Origin of the sequence: Pseudomonas sp. NFACC39-1 (assembly GCF_900110355.1) — a bacterium.
GTDB lineage: Bacteria > Pseudomonadota > Gammaproteobacteria > Pseudomonadales > Pseudomonadaceae > Aquipseudomonas > Aquipseudomonas tehranensis.
Window position 1 is genome coordinate 74,565 of sequence record NZ_FODL01000010.1, and the last position, 14,508, is coordinate 89,072.

The window sequence follows — 14,508 nt, forward strand, 5'->3', positions numbered from 1 at the left end:
CTTTACCCTTGCCGCGTTCTTCCGCTGTACGTCTCAGTCATTTCCTACCGTCATTGGTGCTGTTGCTGGCGGGGCTTGCGGCTGCCTACGTCAAGGATCTCAATGTCTTTTTCACCTCCCTGTTCAACGTCCTTCCTACATTGGTGTTGTTGCTAGGAGGTGCGTATTGCGCCGTTTACCGACGTCAGCGTGAGCTGTTTCTGATGATCACGGTGTACATCGCCTACTTCCTGCTGGACACCCAGACCGACTTCTACCGCGACAACGGCAAGGTGCGCGAAGACGCAGCGGTGGTGTTTCACCTCGTCTGCCTGTTGTTGCCGCTGTTGTTTGGCCTGTTCGCCGCGTGGCAGGAGCGGACTCATTTGTTCCAGGACATGGTGGCGCGGTTCGCGGTGCTGCTGATCTTTGGCAGCGTGGCGCTGGCCCTGGAACAAAGTTATCCCCAGGCTCTGCTGTTGTGGCTTTCCGAGATCCGCTGGCCGGCGTTGCACGGTGCCTGGATGAGCCTGATCCAGTTGTCCTACCCGGTGTTCATCGCAGCCTTTGTGTTGCTGGCCTGGCAATACTGGCGCCATCCGCGACCGTTGCATGCCGCGCAATTGGTGGGTTTGCTCGGGGTGTTCTGGATGTTGCCCAAGACCTTCATCCTGCCATTTACCCTGAACATCATGTGCAGCCAGGTGATGCTGATGATCGCGGCGGCGGTCGCCCACGAGGCTTATCAGATGGCGTTCCGTGACGAACTGACCGGCCTGCCGGGGCGTCGGGCGCTGAATGAGCGCATGCAGCGCCTGGGTCGCAATTATGTTTTGGCGATGAGCGACGTGGACCATTTCAAGAAATTCAACGACACCCACGGCCATGACGTGGGTGATCAGGTGCTGCGGCTGGTCGCCAGCAAACTGTCGAAAATCAGCGGCGGCGGTAGGGCTTATCGCTACGGTGGAGAGGAATTTGCGCTGGTATTTGCAGGCAAGACCATCGAGGAGTGCATGCCTCATCTGGAGGTCATTCGCGAATCCATCGCGAACTACAGCATCCAACTACGCAATCCCGACAGTCGTCCCCAGGATGATCAACAAGGTCGCCAGCGTCGTGCCGGTGCCGGGGCATCCAGTGTATCGGTGACGGTCAGCATCGGCGTGGCCGAACGCATCGAACAGCGCACCCCCGAAGAAGTGCTCAAGTCCGCCGACCAGGCGCTCTACAACGCCAAGGGGGCCGGGCGTAACTGTGTGATGGCCTATGGGCAGAACCGTCGCGGTGCGGTACGCATGGAAGCTGCCGCGGGTTGAGTGATGACGGCGCATTCAGCGTCTGGACTGTGATTGTGAGCCTCGGTGGCCGGCAGTAGGTTTGAACGACCTGTTACCGGAGAAGACCACCATGCCCGAGTACAAAGCCCCGCTGCGCGACATGCGCTTTCTGATCGATCACGTCTTCGATTTCCATGGCCGCTATGCTGAACTGGGAGCCGGCGATGCCAGCCCGGACATGGTCAGCGCCATTCTCGAAGAGGGCGCCAGGTTCTGTGAGAACGTGCTGGCGCCGCTCAATCGCTCCGGTGACGAAGAAGGCTGCCATTTCGACAATGGCGTGGTCACCACGCCTACCGGCTTCAAGCAGGCGTTTGCACAGTACGTGGAGGGCGGCTGGCACGGGCTGGCGGCGGACCCGGCTTACGGCGGCCAAGGATTGCCCAGTTCCCTGGGCCTGGTCATCAGCGAAATGGTCGGCTCCAGCAACACGTCCTGGGGCATGTACCCAGGCCTGACCCACGGTGCCATGTCGGCCATTCATGCCCACGGCACCGAAGAACAGAAACAGGCCTACCTCACCAAGCTCACGGCCGGTCAATGGACCGGCACGATGTGCCTCACCGAAGCTCATTGCGGCACGGACCTGGGCATCATCAAAACCCGCGCCTTGCCTCAGGCCGACGGCAGCTACGCGATTACCGGCAGCAAGATTTTCATTTCCGCCGGCGAACACGACATGAGCGACAACATCATTCATCTGGTGCTCGCCAAACTGCCGGATGCACCTGCCGGGACCAAGGGCATCTCGCTGTTCATCGTGCCCAAGTTCCTGCCTGACGCCAATGGCGAAGCGGGACCGCGCAATGGCGTTTCCTGCGGGTCGATCGAACACAAAATGGGCATCAAGGCTTCCGCCACCTGCGTGCTTAATTTCGACGGGGCCAAGGGATTCTTGATCGGCGAGCCGAACAAGGGGCTGAACTGCATGTTCACCATGATGAACCATGCCCGGCTGGGCACCGGCATGCAGGGCCTGTGCCTCGGGGAAGCGAGCTTCCAGGGCGCAATCAAATATGCCAACGACCGTTTGCAGATGCGCTCGCTGACCGGTCCCAAGGCGCCGGAAAAAGCCGCCGATCCGATCATCGTCCACCCCGATGTGCGCCGGATGTTGCTGACCATGAAAGCCTTCAACGAAGGCAACCGGGCACTGACTTACTTCACTGCGCAACTGTTGGACATCGCCCACCTGAGCAGCGACGAAACCGCCCGCCAGGAGGCCGAAGACCTGCTGGCGTTCCTCACCCCGATCTGCAAGGCCTTCATGACCGACACGGGGTTGGAGGTGACCAACCACGGCATGCAAGTGTTTGGCGGTCATGGCTTCATACGCGAATGGGGCATGGAGCAACTGGTGCGAGACTGTCGCATTGCGCCGATCTACGAAGGCACCAATGGTATCCAGGCGCTCGATTTGCTGGGGCGCAAAGTGTTGGGCAGCCAGGGCAAGTTGCTGCGAGGGTTCACCAAAATCGTCCATAAGTTCTGCGCCGCCAACGCTGAACATTCGCAGCTCAAGGATTACGTCGCGCAACTCAACGGGCTCAACCAGCAATGGGGCGAACTGACCACCCGGGTTGGCATGGCGGCCATGAAGAATCCGGATGAAGTGGGTGCCGCCTCCGTGGACTATCTGATGTACAGCGGCTACATCATCCTGGCCTATCTGTGGTTGCGCATGGCGTTGGTGGCCCAGGCGCAACTTGACGCGGGCGAAGGTGACGCGGATTTCTGTCGGGGCAAACTGGCGACCTGTGAGTTTTACTTCAAGCGCCTGCTGCCCAGGACCGCCGCTCATCGGGCCGCGGTTGAGGCGGGGAGCGATTGCTTGATGAAGCTGCCAGCGGAGTTGTTTGCCCTCTGATATGAGGGGACAAGGATCGCAGGCTTCGCCAGCTCCTACAGGGAGTACGCGCTCTTCTGTAGGAGCTGGCGAAGCCTGCGATCTTTTCCGTAATGACTAAAAATAACAAAACAGTCACTGGCTGACCCTATGTGTCGCAAAAGTTGTTGGGGTACACTCGGACCACTGCAAAAACCGTTTTCTTACGAACCAATTGTTTAGATCCTGCGAGGTTTGCCATGGCTGACTACAAAGCGCCCCTGCGCGATATGCGCTTCGTCCTCAATGAAGTGTTCGAGGTCGCGAAACTCTGGGCTCAACTGCCGGCGCTGGCCGAGACCGTAGATGCTGAAACCGTCGAGGCGATTCTCGAGGAAGCCGGCAAAGTCACCAGCAAAAGCGTCGCCCCCCTCAGCCGTGCGGCGGACGAAGAAGGTTGCCACTGGGCTGACGGTGCCGTCACCACGCCCGCCGGTTTCCCACAGGCCTATAAGACTTACGCCGAAGGCGGCTGGGTCGGCGTCGGTGGTGATCCGACCTACGGCGGCATGGGCATGCCCAAGGCTGTTTCGGCTCAGGTCGAAGAAATGGTCAACTCCGCCAGCCTGTCCTTCGGCCTGTATCCCATGCTGACCGCCGGGGCTTGCCTGTCGATCAATGCCCACGCCAGTGAAGAGCTCAAAGCAGCCTACCTGCCGAACATGTACGCCGGTGTCTGGGCCGGTTCCATGTGCCTGACCGAGCCGCATGCTGGTACAGACCTGGGCATCATTCGCACCAAGGCCGAACCTCAGGCCGATGGTTCCTACAAGGTCAGCGGCACCAAGATCTTTATTACGGGTGGCGAACACGACCTCACCGAAAACATCATCCACCTGGTGCTGGCAAAGTTGCCGGACGCACCGGCAGGCCCGAAAGGCATCTCGCTGTTCCTGGTGCCCAAGTTCATGGTCAATGCCGACGGCAGTCTGGGTGCGCGTAACGCGGCCAATTGCGGGTCGATCGAACACAAGATGGGCATCCAGGCGTCCGCCACCTGTGTGATGAACTTTGACGACGCCGTGGGTTATCTGGTGGGCGAGCCGAACAAAGGCCTGGCGGCGATGTTCACCATGATGAACTACGAGCGTTTGGGTGTGGGTATCCAAGGCCTGGCCACCGGTGAACGTTCCTACCAGAACGCCATCGAATACGCGCGTGACCGCCTGCAAAGTCGTTCGCCAACCGGTGCGCAGAACAAAGACAAAGTCGCTGACCCGATCATCGTCCACCCGGACGTGCGCCGGATGTTGCTGACCATGAAAGCCTCGAACGAAGGTGGCCGGGCATTTTCCACATACGTGGCGATGCAACTGGACACCGCCAAGTTCAGCGAAGACCCGGCCACCCGCAAGCGCGCCGAAGATCTGGTGGCCTTGCTGACCCCGGTGGCGAAGGCGTTCCTGACGGATCTGGGACTGGAAACCACTGTCCATGGCCAGCAGATTTTCGGCGGTCACGGTTACATTCGCGAATGGGGTCAGGAGCAACTGGTGCGTGACGTGCGCATCACCCAGATCTACGAAGGCACCAACGGTATCCAGGCGCTGGATTTGGTAGGGCGCAAGATCGTCGGCAGTGGCGGGGTGTTCTACAAGCTGTTCGCTGACGAAATCCGCCACTTCACGGCTACCGCGAGCAGTGATCTGGCCGAGTTCACCAAGCCGTTGAACGACGCTGTCGGTACGCTGGATGAACTGACCGAATGGCTGCTGGACCGGGCCAAAAGCAACCCGAACGAAATCGGCGCGGCTTCAGTGGAATACCTCCAGGCGTTCGGCTACACCGCCTATGCCTATATGTGGGCACTGATGGCCAAGGCCGCCTTGGGCAAAGAAGCGCAGGATGATTTCTATGCGAGCAAATTGGGTACGGCGCGGTTCTACTTCGCCCGCTTGCTGCCGCGTATTCATTCGTTGAGTGCTTCAGTGAAGGCGGGTAGCGAGTCGCTGTTCCTGCTGGACGCTGGGCAATTCTGAAATTCACCGCGATGTAAGCAAATGCTTACATCGCGTGCTGGCGTTTTCCCTCTATCGGCCAATTGGATCCAGGGCTAATCTACTTCACATGGACGTCGCGCAGGATGCGCAAAGCAACAACACGGACACGTAGGATTCTGCCAGGATGGCGGAGCGAAATGGATGTCAGGGAAACAGTCTGCAAAGCCCCGCTTCGGCGGGGTTTTCTTTTGTCCGCGTTTTTATTTTTCCGCGCTTTATCCCTTCTGGATGGCTTCTCACTGAACCCTGACGAGCGGTCGGGTGTCCATGAGCTATATGGCAATGTGGCCATCGCCCCTCAGGAGTCATCCATGGATATCATTCGAATCATCATCGCCATTCTGCTGCCGCCGTTGGGTGTGTTTCTGCAAGTCGGTTTCGCCGGGGCGTTCTGGCTGAATATTCTGCTGACTCTGTTGGGTTACATCCCGGGCATCGTGCACGCGGTGTACATCATCGCCAAGCGTTGAGAATTCATAGCTGTAGATAACCTGTGGGAGCGAGCCTGCTCGCGATAGCGGTAGATCCAGTCAACATCTCCATGGACTGATCCACCGCTATCGCGAGCAGGCTCGCTCCCACATTTGGTTTTGCATTTGCCCTATAGGGGCCCATCCATCACCCTGCGATAGAACAACCATTCATGCTCCAGCGCATGAGCCTGGTTGATCGCCTTGCGAAAGCCATGGCGCTCATCGGCGTAGTAATGTGCTTCTACCGCGATACCGTTGTCCTCCAGTGCCTCGACCATATCGCGTGTCTGCTGTGGCACGACCACGGCATCCAGTTCACCCTGGAAAAATATCACTGGGGCGCGGATCTGATCAGCGTGCAGCAGTGGTGTGCGGTCCCGGTAGCGTGCGGCGTCCTGTTGCGGGTCGCCGATCAGCCAGTCCAGATAATCGCCTTCGAATTTGTGCGTGGCGCGGCTAAGGGCGATGGGGTCGCTGACGCCATAGAGACTGGCGCCGGCACGGAACACGTCATGGAACGCCAGGGCGCAAAGAGTGGTATAGCCCCCGGCACTGCCGCCACGAATGAACGCGCAACGGCCATTGATCAGGCCTTGCTCCTCCAGGTATGCAACCACGGCACAGGCATCCTCGACATCCACCACGCCCCAGTTCAAATACAGCGCCTGTCGATAGGCTCGGCCGTAACCGCTGCTGCCGCGATAATTGAGGTCGGCGACGGCAAAGCCGCGCTGGGTCCAGTACTGGATGCGCGGATCAAAGATGGGATAACACGCCGAGGTCGGTCCGCCATGGATGAACACCACCAGCGGCGGCTTTTCTTCGGCGTTCATGGCCGGGTAAAAGAACCCGTGGGCTAGGCTGGAAGCCGAGGGATAGCGCAGGGTTCGGGGGCGACTGATGTGTTCGGCGGGCAGCGGTGCGACGCCACCGGCAAGCGTCACCACTGCATGGCTTTGCCGGTCAATGGCAATCACCGCCGACGGGCTGACTGGCGAAGCGGCGATGGCATAAATGAACCGCTCATCGAGTGCCAGGCTGCGGAAACGCGAATAGGGGCCGGTGAAATCCTCGTATACGCCGTCGCTGCGGCAGAGGCCCAGTCGTCCGAACCCCGCCTCGGTCCAGCTCGCCAGGTAATCTCGTTCGCCCAGCGGCAGCCACGTACAGCCGCCCAGTTGCCAGGGCGCAGGGGCGTGATCGGCTTCGGCGGCGGGCAGCGGCTCCAGGCCGTCGGCGGATTCAATCCAGGGTTGCCAATAACCGTCACGATCATTCAGGCAATAGAGGCGACTGCAATCATCAAAACGCGGTTGCTGAATGGACTCCTCGTTAGCGCTGCCCGCTACGCAACGCGGTTCGCCCCAGGCACCCGCGTTGCGCTCGGCCAGCATCAGTCTCGTTGACGTCCACGGTTGATGGGGGCGGCTCCACTCAATCCAGGCCAGCCGTCGACCATCCGGACTCAAGGTCGGCGCAGCGTAGAAGTCCGCACCTTCGGCCAGCAGATGGCGCTGACGATCTGCCAGGCCGATCGCGATCAGGCGATGCTGATTGGCCTGCTCCTCCACCGCCAGCACCTGGCCGCAAGCGAAGTGAAGATCACCATATCGACACTCCCCTGAGGTCAGCGCCACGGGCTGTTCGCCGGCCAGCGATTGGTAGTACACCTGTTGGTCGGCTTCATTGACGAACAGCACACCGTCGTCGCTCAGGCAGAACGATCCGCCGCCGTATTCATAAACCCGGCTACGCGCACTGAACCCGTCCGGGGTCAGGCATCGTGCCTTGGCCTCCTGCCAGTGCCAGATCCGGCAGGCACCGTCTTCGGGACGGTATTCATTCCAGAACAGTCCAAGGGGCCCGGCCTGCAGTTCAGCGAAGTCGATACCTGCCGCAACGGCCTGGGTGGCGCTGAAAGAATCAGCCTTTAACGATGAGGCGTGAGTTTCGTTCATTGCGAAAGGCCAGTTGCTCAATGGTTTGCGTGGCATGCTCGGCATCTTCCCGAGCCTGAAGAATCACACCGTGATGTGCGGATTTGCTGCACACCGGGTCGGCATTGCTCGCGTCGCCCGTGAGCATGAAGGCCTGGCAGCGACAGCCGCCGAAGTCCTTTTCTTTTTCATCACACGAGCGGCATGGCTCGGGCATCCAATCATAGCCGCGGAAACGATTGAAGCCGAACGAGTCGTACCAGATGTGCTGCATGCTGTGGTCGCGCACGTTGGGAAATTGCACCGGCAGTTGGCGGGCGCCGTGGCAGGGTAATGCGGTGCCGTCCGGGGTGACGGTCAGGAAAATGCTGCCCCAGCCGTTCATGCAGCCCTTGGGGCGTTCTTCGTAATAGTCCGGGGTGACAAAGATCAGCTTGCACGGATTGCCTTGCGCTTCCAGCTTGGCGCGATACTCGTTGGTGACACGCTCGGCGCGCACCAGTTGCTCCCGGGTTGGCAACAGGCCGACGCGGTTGAGCTGCGCCCAGCCGTAGAACTGGCAGGTGGCGAGCTCGACGAAGTCGGCTTCCAGGGCGATGCACAGCTCGATAATGCGGTCGATCTTGTCGATGTTGTGCCGATGGGTGACGAAGTTCAGCACCATCGGATAGCCGTGGGCCTTGACCGCCCGGGCCATTTCCAGTTTTTGCGCGAAGGCTTTCTTTGAACCGGCCAGCAGGTTGTTCACCTGTTCGTCGCTGGCCTGGAAACTGATCTGGATGTGGTCGAGGCCGGCCTTTTTGAAATCGCTGATTTTCTGTTCGGTCAAACCGATGCCGGAGGTGATCAGGTTGGTGTAGAAACCCAGGCTGCGCGCCTCGGCGATCAGTTCGGCCAGGTCCTGGCGCACCAGCGGCTCGCCGCCGGAAAAGCCCAATTGAGCGGCGCCCATCTCACGAGCCTCGCGAAACACCTTGAACCACTGCTCAGTACTCAGCTCCTTGCCCTGCTCGGCGAAGTCCAGCGGATTGGAGCAGTACGGGCATTGCAACGGGCAACGGTAGGTCAGCTCGGCCAGCAGCCACAGCGGCAGGCCGACTTCAGGCTTGGGTGGCAGGCTTGTGGCGTCAGACAAGTTCGATCCAATGCTCTGCACGGGCGACCTCCATGAATTGCTCGATGTCGTCACCGAGTTCCGGCACGTCGGGGAACTGTTTGGCCAACTCGCCAATGATGGCGGCCACATCCCGTTCACCGTCGATCAGGCCGCCAATCAGCGAAGCGCTGTCGTTGAGCTTGATCATGCCTTCAGGATAGAGCAGCACGTGGCCCTTCTGTGCCGGCTCGTACTGGAAACGATAGCCGGGGCGCCAGCGTGGGGTCTTGCTGCGGTCGAAACTCATAAGGTAATTCCTTTGTGCCACACCCGTTGCCCGGTCACGCTGTGATAGGGCGGGCGGTTCAATTCGTAGGCCATGCTCATGGCATCGAGCATGCTCCAGAGGATGTCCAGTTTGAACTGGAGAATCTCCAGCATGCGCTCCTGGCCTTCGCGGGTGGTGTAATGCTGCAAGGTAATCGCCAGGCCATGCTCCACGTCTCGCCGGGCCTGGCCCAGGCGGGTGCGGAAGTATTCGTAGCCGGCGGGGTCGATCCAGGGGTAATGCTGCGGCCAGCTGTCCAGGCGCGACTGATGGATCTGCGGTGCGAACATTTCGGTCAGGGAGCTGCTGGCGGCTTCCTGCCAAGAGGCGCGGCGGGCGAAGTTGACGTAGGCATCCACCGCGAAGCGCACGCCTGGCAGCACCAGTTCCTGGGAGCGTAGTTGATCGGGATCCAGGCCAACCGCCTGACCCAGCCGCAACCAGGCTTCGATGCCGCCGTCTTCGCCGGGCGCGCCATCATGGTCGAGCAGGCGCTGGATCCACTCGCGGCGGATCTCCCGGTCCGGGCAGTTGGCCAGGATCGCGGCATCCTTGAGCGGGATGTTCACCTGGTAGTAAAAACGGTTCGCGACCCAGCCCTGGATCTGCTCGCGAGTGGCGCGGCCTTCATACATCGCCACGTGATACGGGTGATGAATGTGGTAATACGCGCCCTTGGCACGCAGGGCCGCTTCGAACTCGGCGGGGGACAGGGGGGTGTCAGTCATTTCGGTTCTCCGGGTAATTCCCGTGGATTCTGTGGCGTCAGGGTTGGTCCCATCGCGAGCAGGCTCGCTCCCACACTCGATCTGTAGCGCATGAAATATCCGGTACGACTCAAACTACTGTGGGAGCGAGCCTGCTCGCGATGGCGTCTCATCAGCCAGCAGCGATTGGCTGACACAGCGCACCCACTCCCACAATCGTCGCGCCCGTCCTACAACTCAATACTCATTCCGTCGTAAGCCACTTCGATCTTTCGACGTACAAGCTCAGCTCGCTCGGGCGAGTCTTCGTCGAGAATCGGGTTGGTATTGTTGATATGAATAAGGACCTTGCGCTGATTGGGCAGTTGCTCCAGCACTTCGATCATCCCGCCAGGCCCGTTCTGTGCCAGGTGGCCCATTTCCCGACCGGTGCGGGTGCCGACGCCCCGACGCTGCATTTCATCGTCGTCCCACATCGTGCCGTCCACCAGCAGGCAATCGCTGGCGGCCATGATCTCCAGCAACGGCCCGTCGACCTTGCCCAGGCCCGGGGCGTAGAACAGTTTGCCGCCGGTGCGCAGGTCTTCGACGATCAGGCCGATGTTGTCGCCCGGATGCGGATCGAAGCGATGCGGTGAATAGGGCGGCGCGGCGCTGCGCAGCGGCAGGGGAGTGAAGCGCAGGTTCGGGCAGGCCGGGATGGTGAACGGCTGGTCGAGTTCGATGCGGTTCCAGCTCAGCCCGCCGTTCCAGTGGGTCAGCATGTTGAACAGCGGAAAACCCGTGCTCAGGTCTTCATGAACCATGTCGGTGCACCAGACTTGATGCGGGCAGCCTTCGCGCAGGCTGAGCAGGCCGGTGGTGTGGTCGATCTGGCTGTCCATCAGAATAATGGCGCCGATACCGGTGTCCCGCAGTGCCCGACCCGGTTGCATCGGGGCGAACCCTTGGAGCTGGGCGCGAATGTCCGGGGAGGCATTGCACAGCACCCAGTTCACGCCATCATCGGAAATGGCGATGGACGACTGGGTGCGTGCCTGGGCTCGCAGGCTGCCGTTGCGAAAACCTGCGCAATTGGCGCAGTTGCAATTCCACTGAGGGAAACCGCCGCCGGCGGCGGAACCTAGAATCTGGACAAACATGGCCGCTCCATTTGCAAACCGAAATAAAAAACGCCCCGGCTGACCGAGGCGTTGTGCTGCGCGTTCAACCGCCTGCAGCAATCAACGGCTGGCGAAGTACATGGTGACTTCGAAACCGATACGCAGGTCGATATATGCGGGTTTGGACCAAGACATGGAAATACTCCTTTAGGTGGGATGTTGTCATCAGGATGGGTCGGTTGAGACCTATACATATAGTCCACCTCCGAAGGGAGATGTTCAGATGCTTAGGCGGCTATGTTACTAAATCTGACATATTCGTTGGCCGCAATTCTCTGAGAAAGCTCATTGCACAGACGGTAATGATCACGGCACCGCGTTCCAGGGCTCTCCAGGGCAGGCTCCATTAGTCAGGCAGTAGCGTGCACTTTCAGCGCTAAGCAGATGCCGCACGGCGTCCATCAGCTGTTTTCGATCCACACGCATGATGGCATCGGACAATTGCTCAAGATAATCCGACGGGTGGCCAGCGAGTTTGCCCTGCCAGAGCAGTTCGGCCGCTTGGGCGCAGGGCAGGGTGGCGCTCTGGAACTGGGCGGCGAGGGCCTGCTGCTGACTGGCTAGCGTCGAATCGTCGAGCTGCCGGAGCAGGTCCGGCAGGCCGCTCAGGAACTGGTCGATATGGGCGATCAACTGGGCCGCCGAGGTGTTGGGTGATTGGACACCAAACAACAAAGCGGTTTGCCCATCGATCTGCTTCACACCGCTGAACACCGCATAACCCAACTGCAACTCGACCCGCAGGCGCTGGTAAAACGGTGTTTGACACAGCTGTGCCAGCAACCGCCATGCGGCTTCGTCGGGCAGGGTTCGGGTAGGCGTGGGACAAAACAACAACACGGCCTGTTCGTCGCCGTGGGTCTGAAGGGTGTGCCAGATCGGCTGCCCGCAAGGGGAGGTCGGTTGGGCTTGCTGGGCGGCAATGCCGGGCACCCGGGCCAGCGCCGGGCCGATTGCTCCCTGAGTGGCGGCCGACAGGCCCATGGCCAATCCGTCCCACTGCGCCGTCGTCCACACGTTAGGGGCGCTCTCGGTCAGCGCCAAGGCTGATGATTGGGCGTTTTGCTGGCAATGATTCGGTAGCTCCTTCAACAGGTGCCGAATCGGCATCAGCGGCGTTTCGTTCCTCGCTGGCGTCGGCGGCAGCGGTTGTTCCAGCTTCGTCAGAATGTGCTCAAGCACCAAGGGCATCGGTGCCTGCAAGCCAACCAGCTTCAGCAGCCACTGGTTGGCGCAGGACTCAAAGGTGACTTCCACGCCGGCCTGACGCGCATCTTCACGCAGATCCTGCAGATGCCGATCAAGTTTGGTCGAGAGGTCGAGCGGGGGCAGCGTCGTCAGTCGCCAGCGCAGATACACCGCGCCTTGCGGGGTGTTGTCCGCCAGCCCTTGGCTGAACTGCATGGGGGAGCGTTCCCGTCGGCCGCGGGAGCGGTCCTGGGCGAAGGTGCGCAGACCGCGATGGGCGCTGGTCTGGCCGCGTATCAAACCGGTACGGGGGGCTTCGCTGGCCATTTGCAGGAACGGGTTGGGCGCGGGCAGTTGCCATTGCCCGGTGACGCTCTGCGCCGCGTGCAATTGCTTGAGGATTTCCCTGAGCCGTGACAGATCGTTTTCCGACAGTCGAACATCGCGATCTTCATTGTCCCAACGGGCCAGTTGCAAGGCCGTCGCCGTCTCCTGCCAACGTTGCAGCCGTGCGGTGAACTCATTGCGCAAGGACGCCCAGTCGTCCTGGGCAGCGAAAAAACCCAACCAATCGTGCAGCAATGGCCGAATGTCGTTCGGCGTTTGGTCGTTGTCGAGTTTGAACTCGATGTGCAACAGCGCTTGCTCGGCAAACTCGTACAGCGTCGAAGCCTTGAGGCTGTCAGCCAGACCGCGCTGACGCAAGGTGGCGAGCAGGCCGCCCGGTTTACTGTTGTTCAGCCAGGTGCAGAGAAAGTCCATGGCTTGCGGCGAGGCGACCGGTAAACCTTCGAAGGCGCACAGCAGGTCGAGTCGTCCTGTACTGACCTGTTGATAACCGGCCTGGTGCGATGCCATCAGCTCCGGCGCTGGCTGCCGGGTGACCGCTTCACCCGCAGGCACATCGCCGCTGAACTGCTCGGCCAGTGCCTTCAAGGCGTCGATGCTTTGCGGGCCCGCCAGACTCAGCGTCATTTGGCCGCTCTGGTAGAACCTTCGATAAAAGTCCTGCAGTGCCCTTTGGAATTCGGCCTGCTGCACCGCAAGACTGTCGCGATTGCCCGCATGGAAACCCCGCAGTGGATGAGCTGCGGACAGTCCTTCGTGCAGGGCCACTTGTCGCTGGGCCGTGGGGTCCTGGGACCAGGCGATGAATTCCGCGTGCAGCACTTCCCGTTCGCGCAATTGGTCGGCTTCATCCAGGCGCGGATGGGAGAGCATGTCCCCCAGTCGTTCCAGACCGCCGGCAAAGGCCGCCGGCGGTAATTCGAAGAAGAAATCGGTGGTGCGTTCGCTGGTGCGGGCATTGACCTGGCCACCATGCCGTTGCACGTAGGCCATCAGGTTCTGCTCTGTGGGAAACCGCTCAGTGCCGAGGAAGAAAAGATGCTCGAGCAAGTGCGCCAGTCCCGGCCAGGCGAGCGGCGCATCATGGCTGCCGACCGCCACCCGCAACACCGCAGCGCTGCGCTTGAGGCCGGGGACATGGCGCAATGTCACTCGCAAGCCGTTGGCCAGGGTTTCAGTGTGGGGGCGAAAGGAATCGACGGCCGACATGAGCGTTTCCAGAACAGAGAAGCGCTCATGCTAGCGGATTAGGGGGCGTTCTCAATCAGTGTTTGTTCAAGTCGTCGTAAAGCTCAGGGCGGCGGTCATGCAGGTAGTTGTAGGCCGCACGGCAATCCTCCATCAGTTGCCGATCCAGGTCACCTACGATCAAGGCCTCGTCCAGCCCGGCAAGGGCAGGGCGGCTGCCATCCGGGGCGGCGATGCTGCTTTGGCCGCAGTACTGCAATTCACCTTCATGACCGCAATAGTTGGCGTAAGCCACAAAACACTGGTTCTCGATGGCCCGGGCGCGCACGGTGACATCGGCGATGAACTCGTAGGGCTGCATGTTGGCGGTGGGCACCAGGATCAGTTCGGCGCCGGCCAGGGCCAGGCGCCGGGCGTTTTCCGGAAACTCCAGGTCATAACAGATCAGAAAGCCGAGCTTCCAGCCGTTAAGCTCGACGATGGGCAGCTCGCTATCGCCAGCGCTGAACATCGCGTGATCCAGATCGCCAAACAGGTGACTTTTTCGATAATTTGCCAGGCGTTCGCCGTGGGCGTCGATCAGTTGCACCGCGTTGTAAATCTGCCCATCTTCGCTACGTTCCGGGTAGCCATAGGCGATCGCCAGACCGGCTGCCTTGGCGATGCGAGCGATCTGCTGCGCCCATTCGCCGTTGTAGACCTCGGCCAATACATTCACCGCGTCGACACCAATGTTGTAGCCGGTCAGGAACATTTCCGGTAACACCAACACATCGGCACCCCTGGCCTCCAGCGCCACCTGATGCAGGCGTTGCAGGTTGGCGGCCGGGTCCAGCGGCAGCGGTGAGCATTGGTAAAGGGCTACACGCATCAAAA

At 60.6% G+C, this 14,508-nt stretch carries 12 protein-coding genes; 4 read left to right on the plus strand and 8 right to left on the minus strand.

Annotation, left to right across the window (positions count from 1 at the left end; translation table 11 throughout):
* Positions 1-8: 8 nt before the first annotated feature.
* The 4 genes from BMY45_RS20700 (at position 9) to BMY45_RS20715 (ending at position 5,674) form a co-directional block, all read left to right on the plus strand.
* Positions 9-1,298, plus strand: a complete 1,290-nt coding sequence (locus BMY45_RS20700) for a GGDEF domain-containing protein (protein ID WP_092400853.1) — start codon at positions 9-11, stop codon at positions 1,296-1,298.
* Between the two features lie 91 nt (positions 1,299-1,389).
* Positions 1,390-3,186, plus strand: coding sequence for an acyl-CoA dehydrogenase C-terminal domain-containing protein (locus BMY45_RS20705; protein ID WP_092400855.1), 1,797 nt, complete (start codon positions 1,390-1,392; stop codon positions 3,184-3,186).
* 218 nt (positions 3,187-3,404) lie between these two features.
* Positions 3,405-5,183, plus strand: coding sequence for an acyl-CoA dehydrogenase C-terminal domain-containing protein (locus BMY45_RS20710; RefSeq protein WP_076383422.1), 1,779 nt, complete (start codon positions 3,405-3,407; stop codon positions 5,181-5,183).
* Positions 5,184-5,515: 332 nt separating this feature from the next.
* Complete coding sequence (locus tag BMY45_RS20715) at positions 5,516-5,674, plus strand: YqaE/Pmp3 family membrane protein (protein WP_092400858.1); 159 nt, start codon at positions 5,516-5,518, stop codon at positions 5,672-5,674.
* 131 nt (positions 5,675-5,805) lie between these two features.
* On the opposite strand, the gene BMY45_RS20720 is transcribed toward BMY45_RS20715, so the two are convergent.
* The 8 genes from BMY45_RS20720 to BMY45_RS20755 all read right to left on the minus strand — a co-directional run bounded on the left by BMY45_RS20720 (position 5,806) and on the right by BMY45_RS20755 (position 14,503).
* On the minus strand, positions 5,806-7,635 hold the full coding sequence (locus tag BMY45_RS20720) for a S9 family peptidase (protein ID WP_092400861.1): 1,830 nt from the start codon (positions 7,633-7,635) through the stop codon (positions 5,806-5,808).
* A complete protein-coding gene (pqqE, locus tag BMY45_RS20725) occupies positions 7,601-8,731 on the minus strand; it encodes a pyrroloquinoline quinone biosynthesis protein PqqE (protein ID WP_177193376.1) in 1,131 nt (376 codons plus the stop codon). Before pqqE ends, BMY45_RS20720 begins: the two co-directional genes overlap by 35 nt.
* Before the next feature lie 10 nt (positions 8,732-8,741).
* Entirely contained in the window at positions 8,742-9,017 is a 276-nt protein-coding gene (pqqD, locus tag BMY45_RS20730; protein ID WP_047228106.1) for a pyrroloquinoline quinone biosynthesis peptide chaperone PqqD, read from the minus strand.
* A complete protein-coding gene (gene pqqC, locus BMY45_RS20735; protein ID WP_047228105.1) occupies positions 9,014-9,766 on the minus strand; it encodes a pyrroloquinoline-quinone synthase PqqC in 753 nt (250 codons plus the stop codon). Before pqqC ends, pqqD begins: the two co-directional genes overlap by 4 nt.
* Positions 9,767-9,975: 209 nt before the next feature.
* The gene (pqqB, locus tag BMY45_RS20740) at positions 9,976-10,887 is read right to left on the minus strand and encodes a pyrroloquinoline quinone biosynthesis protein PqqB (RefSeq protein ID WP_092400867.1); all 912 of its coding nucleotides are present in this window, start codon (positions 10,885-10,887) and stop codon (positions 9,976-9,978) included.
* Between the two features lie 81 nt (positions 10,888-10,968).
* Entirely contained in the window at positions 10,969-11,043 is a 75-nt protein-coding gene (gene pqqA, locus BMY45_RS20745) for a pyrroloquinoline quinone precursor peptide PqqA (RefSeq protein ID WP_003177660.1), read from the minus strand.
* A 171-nt stretch (positions 11,044-11,214) separates the two neighbouring features.
* Complete coding sequence (gene pqqF / locus BMY45_RS20750; protein WP_092400870.1) at positions 11,215-13,653, minus strand: pyrroloquinoline quinone biosynthesis protein PqqF; 2,439 nt, start codon at positions 13,651-13,653, stop codon at positions 11,215-11,217.
* Positions 13,654-13,708: 55 nt separating this feature from the next.
* Entirely contained in the window at positions 13,709-14,503 is a 795-nt protein-coding gene (locus tag BMY45_RS20755; RefSeq protein ID WP_092400873.1) for a carbon-nitrogen hydrolase family protein, read from the minus strand.
* Positions 14,504-14,508 lie beyond the last annotated feature (5 nt).

What these genes read in the sequence shown, in the direction of transcription:
- pqqB (WP_092400867.1), bottom strand. Translation starts at nt 10,887, where the DNA reads ATGTTTGTCCAGATTCTAGGTTCCGCCGCCGGCGGCGGTTTCCCTCAG.
- BMY45_RS20715 (WP_092400858.1), top strand. Translation starts at nt 5,516, where the DNA reads ATGGATATCATTCGAATCATCATCGCCATTCTGCTGCCGCCGTTGGGT.
- pqqF (WP_092400870.1), bottom strand. Translation starts at nt 13,653, where the DNA reads ATGTCGGCCGTCGATTCCTTTCGCCCCCACACTGAAACCCTGGCCAAC.
- BMY45_RS20710 (WP_076383422.1), top strand. Translation starts at nt 3,405, where the DNA reads ATGGCTGACTACAAAGCGCCCCTGCGCGATATGCGCTTCGTCCTCAAT.
- BMY45_RS20705 (WP_092400855.1), top strand. Translation starts at nt 1,390, where the DNA reads ATGCCCGAGTACAAAGCCCCGCTGCGCGACATGCGCTTTCTGATCGAT.
- pqqC (WP_047228105.1), bottom strand. Translation starts at nt 9,766, where the DNA reads ATGACTGACACCCCCCTGTCCCCCGCCGAGTTCGAAGCGGCCCTGCGT.
- pqqD (WP_047228106.1), bottom strand. Translation starts at nt 9,017, where the DNA reads ATGAGTTTCGACCGCAGCAAGACCCCACGCTGGCGCCCCGGCTATCGT.
- BMY45_RS20720 (WP_092400861.1), bottom strand. Translation starts at nt 7,635, where the DNA reads ATGAACGAAACTCACGCCTCATCGTTAAAGGCTGATTCTTTCAGCGCC.
- BMY45_RS20755 (WP_092400873.1), bottom strand. Translation starts at nt 14,503, where the DNA reads ATGCGTGTAGCCCTTTACCAATGCTCACCGCTGCCGCTGGACCCGGCC.